The 6,127-nt window shown below is 65.4% G+C and carries 5 protein-coding genes and 1 tRNA gene; 4 read left to right on the top strand and 2 right to left on the bottom strand.

Translation table 11 applies throughout. The features are described from left to right. Positions 1–1,465 (top strand): alpha-D-glucose phosphate-specific phosphoglucomutase (locus BG35_RS0105415; RefSeq protein ID WP_025782026.1); only part of this gene is annotated, 1,465 nt, incomplete at its 5' end. A gap of 47 nt (positions 1,466–1,512) precedes the next feature. Here the strand turns inward: BG35_RS0105415 and BG35_RS0105410 are convergent. After that, a tRNA-Pro gene (locus tag BG35_RS0105410) sits at positions 1,513–1,586 on the bottom strand. Positions 1,587–1,609: 23 nt separating this feature from the next. After that, positions 1,610–2,776 (bottom strand): tRNA 2-thiouridine(34) synthase MnmA, encoded by a 1,167-nt coding sequence (mnmA, locus tag BG35_RS0105405; protein WP_051506160.1) that lies wholly within the window; start codon positions 2,774–2,776, stop codon positions 1,610–1,612. A 66-nt stretch (positions 2,777–2,842) separates the two neighbouring features. On the opposite strand from mnmA, the gene BG35_RS0105400 reads away from it, so the two are divergent. The 3 genes from BG35_RS0105400 to BG35_RS10500 all read left to right on the top strand — a co-directional run. Further along, positions 2,843–4,426 (top strand): NAD(P)H-hydrate epimerase, encoded by a 1,584-nt coding sequence (locus BG35_RS0105400; RefSeq protein ID WP_025782023.1) that lies wholly within the window; start codon positions 2,843–2,845, stop codon positions 4,424–4,426. Between the two features lie 116 nt (positions 4,427–4,542). Further along, a complete protein-coding gene (locus BG35_RS0105395; protein WP_025782022.1) occupies positions 4,543–5,493 on the top strand; it encodes a sigma-70 family RNA polymerase sigma factor in 951 nt (316 codons plus the stop codon). Between the two features lie 107 nt (positions 5,494–5,600). Beyond that, positions 5,601–6,127 (top strand): helix-turn-helix domain-containing protein (locus BG35_RS10500; protein ID WP_034417260.1); only part of this gene is annotated, 527 nt, incomplete at its 3' end.

The following is a 6,127-nucleotide window of genomic DNA, read 5'->3' as shown; positions in this document are numbered from 1 at the left end:
TGGCCGCTACGGTAACCGCCAGGCTATTGACGTGATCCTGCGCATGGCCTGCGCCCATGGGGTGGGGCGGGTCATTGCCGCCACGGACGGCATCCTCTCCACACCGGCCGCCTCCCATCTCATCCGCACCAGCCCCGGCTGCGTTGGCGGCATCATCCTTTCCGCCAGCCATAACCCCGGCGGACCGGAGGAGGACTTCGGGGTCAAGGTCAACGGCGCCAACGGCGGCCCGGCCACAGAGCAGTTGAGCAACGCCATTCATGAGGCCACACTGGCCCTGCAGGGCTACGCCGTTGTGGAGGCGGAGGCGATTCCCCTGGATCGGCCAGGCCGCCATCAACTGGGGACCATGGCCGTGGAGGTGGTGGACGGGGTGGAGGACTTCGTGGCGCTGATGCAGCAGTTGTTTGACTTTGATCAACTGCGGGATTTCCTCGGCAGCGGCGGGTTCCCCATCACCTTTGACGCTCTCCATGCGGTGACGGGACCCTATGCCCGGCGGATTTTTGAAGACCTGCTGGCCTTGCCCGCCGGCACAGTGCGCCATGGCCTGCCCCTGGAGGACTTCGGTGGTGGCCACCCTGATCCCAACCTCACCTATGCCAAACCCCTGGCGGATGCGTTGTTGCAGGGGGATGAGTTCTCGTTCGGGGCGGCCTGTGATGGGGATGGGGACCGCAACATGATCCTGGGCCGCAGGTGTTTCGTGAACCCCAGCGACAGCCTGGCGGTGCTCGCCGCCCATGCCACCCAGGTGAAGGGCTATCGGCAAGGCCTGGCTGGCGTGGCCCGCTCCATGCCCACCAGCGCCGCGGTGGACGTGGTGGCCGAGCAACTGGCCATCCCCTGCTATGAAACCCCCACCGGTTGGAAGTTTTTCGGGACGCTGCTGGACGCGGGCAGGATCACCGTCTGTGGCGAGGAGAGCTTCGGCACCGGCTCGGACCACGTGCGGGAAAAGGACGGTCTCTGGGCGGTGCTGTTCTGGCTGTCCATTCTGGCGGCGGAGCGGTGCTCGGTGGCCACTCTGATGGATCGCCACTGGGCCGTCTACGGGCGCCACTACTACTCCCGCCATGACTACGAGGGGGTGGAGCAGACGGCGGCGGCGGAGTTGTACGGGGCGTTACGGGACCGGTTGCCCACGCTGGCGGGCCAGGCCCTGGCGGGGGACAGGATTGACCGGGCGGACGAGTTTTCCTACACCGACCCGGTGGACGGCTCCACCAGCAGCCGTCAGGGTTTACGGATCCTGCTGGAGGGTGGCAGCCGCATGATTTTCCGTCTTTCCGGCACCGGCACCCGTGGGGCCACCCTGCGGCTCTATCTGGAGCGTTACGAGCCCAGCAGCGGTGTGCTGAACCTGGACCCCCAGACGGCCCTGGCGCCGCTGATCCGTGGCGCCGACCAGTTGGCGGGCATCCGTCAACGCACGGGCATGGCTGCACCCACCGTGATTACTTGAGGTTGGTGGGGGGAAGAGGGCCACGCTCATCCCTTGGATGGACGGAATCGGGGCGACAGGATTTGAACCTGCGACATCTTGCTCCCAAAGCAAGCGCGCTACCAAGCTGCGCTACGCCCCGATACATCCTTCACAATTTCCACCCTAGTCCATTGCCCGCTGGATGAGCCCACCCCCCAGCAGCACGTCTTCCCCATAGAAGACTGCCGCCTGGCCGGGGGTAATGGAAAACTGCGGTGTCTCGAACACCAGCCTGGCCTGGGTGGCGCCGTTGGGACTCAACCGGGCGGTGACGGGTTCGCTGCGGTAGCGCACCTGCACCTGCACCTCCATGGGCGCCGCCGCTGGCGGGATGGACACCCAGTTGATGGCGGCCACAACACAATCCCTGCGCATGGCTTCACTGCGGGGCGCCACCACCACATGGTTCATGGCCCCGTCCAGCTTCACCACGTGGAGGGGCTCATGCCATGCCACCCCCAGACCACGGCGCTGACCAATGGTGAAGTGCTGCACGCCGTTGTGGGACCCCACCACCGTACCGTCCCGCAGCACGATCTTCCCGGGCCGGGGCGGCAAGTGGGTCTCCAGAAAAGCCGCCATGGAGCCGTGGCGCTCCACCAGGCAGAGGTCCTGGCTTTCCGGCTTGGCGGCGGTGCGCAGGCCATGGCGTTGAGCCTCGGCGCGGGTTTCCGCCTTCCTCAGTTCCCCTAGGGGAAACACCAAGTGCTCCAACTGCTCCTGGGGCAGGTCATAGAGGAAATAGCTTTGATCTTTCTGGCGGTCCCGCCCCCGCAGCAGTTCCATGCGGCCACTGTCAGGGTGACGGCGCAGGCGGGCATAGTGACCGGTGGCAAGCCGGGAGATGCCCATCTCCCGCTCCGCCCAATCCAGCAGCAGGGCCATCTTCACGTGGCGGTTGCAGCGGGAGCAGGGGAGGGGGGTGACGCCCTGGCCATAGCCCTCCACCAGAGGATCCATCACCTCCTGCTGAAAGGTCTGGCGAGCATCCAGGATGTGATGGGGCGCCCCCAGTTGTTCACAGACTCCGGCCGCATCCACCAACCCGTCGGAGCAACAGGCCCCGCGCCCCTTCATCAGCCAGAGGGTCACGCCGGTAACGGACCACTGGGCCTCCTGCAGCAGAGCAGCGGCGAGAGAACTGTCTACGCCACCGGACAGCCCCACGGCAACACGGTGTTCTCCCGGCCATTGCCGCAGCAACTCCAGGGCGCGGCGGCCCCCTTCGGTGCTGGGAGGGTCGGTGCTGGGAGGGTTTGTGGTGGATGGGGTGGGGTGGTTGAACCCCATGGTCCTGGTCATGGCTGGGGCTGGGGAATTCATCCCATGATGGTCTGATTCTGGAGGACACAGTGCATGGATCACGGGCCAGACCGCCAATGGCCTGTTGCGGACGCCGCCCATCTGTTGGCGTACCCCCGGCAGATGCAGACCGTTGAGCAGGCAATGTTCAGCGCGGGAATGCCCCAGGCCGCCCTGATGGAAAAGGCGGCCCTGGCCGTCAGCCGCCGGGTGCTGGAGTTGCTGAGCGCCGCTGATGGGGGCCGGGACCACAGCCGGCCCGTGGTGGTCCTGATCGGGCCTGGCCACAACGGTGGGGATGGAGCCGTTCTGGCCCGGGAACTTCATATGGCGGGCCGGGACGTGGCGGTTTGGAGCCCGTTTCCCCGCCACAAGCCCCTCACTGCCGCCCACCTGCAGTACCTGGAGAAGCTGGGTGTGCCCCGCCTGCCACAGCCCCCCACGCCGGGCCGGGACCAGCTTTGGGTTGACGCCCTGTTTGGTCTGGCCCAGTCCCGACCTTTGCCGGCTCCACTGGCTGCATTGGCCCATGGGGCCCGGTTGGCGGGGCAGTGGGTCTGGGCCGTGGATGTGCCCAGCGGCCTGGATGATCGCCACGGGCGACCGCTGGGGGCTTGCTTCCACAGCCAGCGCACCTTCTGCCTGGGTCTTTACAGGCGGGGCCTGTTGCAGGCCGATGCCTTGGACGTGGTGGGACAACTGGAGCGTATCGACTTTGGCGTACCCGGCTGGGCGCTGGACCTGATTCAGGAGCAGGGACCCCTCCCCTGTGGTGTGACTGCCGCGGATCGCGCCACGGCGCCATGGCCCGAACCGTCCGCGGCAGCGGACAAATACGGCCGGGGCAGGGTGTTGTTGCTGGCGGGCAGTCAACGCTACCCGGGCGCCGCTGTGCTGGCCACGGCCGGGGCTGATGCCAGTGGAGTTGGCGCCATCGCCATCGCCATGGCGCCGGACGTGGCCCACCGGGTGAGTGACGGTTATCCCCATGTGCTGAACGCAGGGGTGGATCTGTCCCCACCTCTGGAGCCGGGACCGCTGGTGTGGCGCCAACTCCCTGATCTGGGCCGGTATGACGCCGTTCTACTGGGACCGGGCATGGATTCCGCCCCCTTTGTAGCCCAGGCCTGGGAGCCCCTGCAGAGGTTTGCCGGATTGCTGGTGCTGGATGCCGACGGGCTCAATCGGTTGGCCACCATGCCGGAGGGTGAAGCGGCGGCATGGCTGCGGGGGCGCCATGGACCCACCTGGATCACCCCCCACATCCGGGAATTTGATCGTCTCTTCCCCGCCTGCCCCCATGGGGACCATCCGGAGCGGGCCGCCGCCGCCGCCCGGATTGCCGGGGTTACAGTGTTGCTCAAGGGTCCACGCACAGCCGTTGCCGCGCCGGACGGACGCTGTTGGCAGTTGTTGGAGGGGGTTCCCACCGCCGCCCGGGCTGGCCTGGGGGACGTGCTGGCGGGCTTTGCCGCCGGCCGGGGCGCCATGGCCGCTGCCGCGGGAGATCTCGACCATGGCCGGTTGGCGGGCGCCGCCCTTGATCATCTCCATGCCGCCCGGCAACTGGTGCGGGAGGGTTGGAAACACCCGTCTCCCCCGATGGTGGCCAAGCGCCTTCGCCAACCTGACAAATAAGGATTGACCTGATAAAGAATGTGTGTGTTTCCACGCATCAATCTAAAGCATTAATGAAAGCGTGGTGGAGATTGTGGTTAATCAAGGAAGGTTTTTGTCAGCAATTCCGTGTGTCCATGGTGTCCTCCATGGGAGTCTCCGCCTCAACAGAGAATCGGTCCAAACGACAGACCGGTTCTGGTTCCGACTCCATCAGTTGGTATCTGTCTTCCATCGGACGTATTCCTCTGCTGAGCCCGGCCGAAGAAATTGAATTGGGCAATCGGGTGCAGAAGATGGTGTTGTTGCAGACGCTGGGTCAGGAGCGGGAGTTGAATCGCCAGGAGCAGCGGTATCTCCGCATTGGCCAACGGGCCAAGCAGCGGATGATGAAGGCCAACTTGCGCCTGGTGGTGAGCATCGCCAAGAAATACCAGGGCAAGGGCATGGATCTCCTGGATCTGATCCAGGAGGGCTCCCTGGGGCTGGAGCGAGCCGTGGAGAAATTCGACCCCACTCGCGGCTACAAGTTTTCCACCTATGCCTTCTGGTGGATTCGCCAGAGCATGACCCGCTCCATCGCCTGCCAGTCCCGCACCATTCGCCTGCCCCTCTACCTGGGGGAACGACTCTCGGCCATCAGCAAGGTCACCACGGATCTGGCGCAGAAGCAGGGGGCCATGCCCAGCCGGTCCGAGGTGGCCCTTGCGCTCAAGATACCGGTGGAGGAGTTGGACAGCCTCATGCGCCAGGCCCTCACCACCTCCAGTCTGGATACCCCCGTGGGCAGTGAGGAGGACCGGAGCCTGCTCACGGAACTGGTGGCCGACCTCACCACGGCCCAACCCCTGGAACTGGTGGAGCAACGTCTCCACTACGAGGAACTGGGCCGCTGCCTGGAAACCCTGAGCGAGCAGGAGCGCACAGTGCTCAAGTTGCGCTTTGGTCTGGATGGGGAACGGCGATGCACCTTGGCCGACACCGGCCGCATGCTGGAGGTCTCCCGTGAGCGCGTACGGCAGGTGGAACTCAAAGCTCTGCGCAAGCTTCGCTGTCTTACCCGCGGCAAGATTCCGGCAAAGTCCTGAGGGTCGGCGACGATGCCTGCCCGGCTCCGTTGAGGGCGGGCCGCTGGATCCCTGTGGGCGCCCCTTCCTCCGGCTATAGTGGCGTCTCTCGTGACAACCCGTTCACCATGCGGTTCCCGGAAGGCTTGGATCTGAGAGCCTACGGTCAGCACCTTTTGGCTGGGCGTGAGGCCAAAGGATGGACGCAAAAGCAGCTATCTGAAAAATTATTCCTGCCGGTCCATTTCATCCGCGCCTTGGAGGCTGGTGAGAACGGCATGCTTCCGGAGATTCCCTATGTGATGAGCATGTACCGCAAGGCGGCAGTGGCGGTAGATGTTGACCCCGAGCCCATGATCCAGGCCTGCAAGGCATTTCTGGGAGGAGGAGAGCCGCCAGCCCATCAACCTCAACCCCGGTCCGGGAAAGCCGTCCAGGCCCCCAGCCCCTCCTACGGCACACCCCAGAAGCAACGCAGGCAGCCGAGCGCAGGGAGGCCGGAGGCGGCAGCTCCACAACAAAAAGCACGGGCCGGGCAAGGCAAGGATAAGGGCGACTGGTTGATTGTTCTGGTGGGCTGTGGCCTGGGCTTGGCGCTTGTTGGTGTGGTGGTGGTGTTGAACAGTGAACTGTTGCCCGCCATTCGCTCAAGGTT

It is taken from the genome of Candidatus Synechococcus spongiarum SH4 (assembly GCF_000586015.1).
GTDB classification, from domain to species: Bacteria; Cyanobacteriota; Cyanobacteriia; order PCC-6307; family Cyanobiaceae; genus Synechococcus_B; species Synechococcus_B spongiarum_F.
This window is presented reverse-complemented; position numbering and strand designations above follow the sequence as displayed.

Excerpts from the sequence above, each read along its gene's own strand:
- mnmA (WP_051506160.1), bottom strand. The coding sequence starts at position 2,776 with ATGGGGTTCAACCACCCCACCCCATCCACCACAAACCCTCCCAGCACC.
- BG35_RS0105395 (WP_025782022.1), top strand. The coding sequence starts at position 4,543 with ATGGTGTCCTCCATGGGAGTCTCCGCCTCAACAGAGAATCGGTCCAAA.
- BG35_RS0105400 (WP_025782023.1), top strand. The coding sequence starts at position 2,843 with ATGGATCACGGGCCAGACCGCCAATGGCCTGTTGCGGACGCCGCCCAT.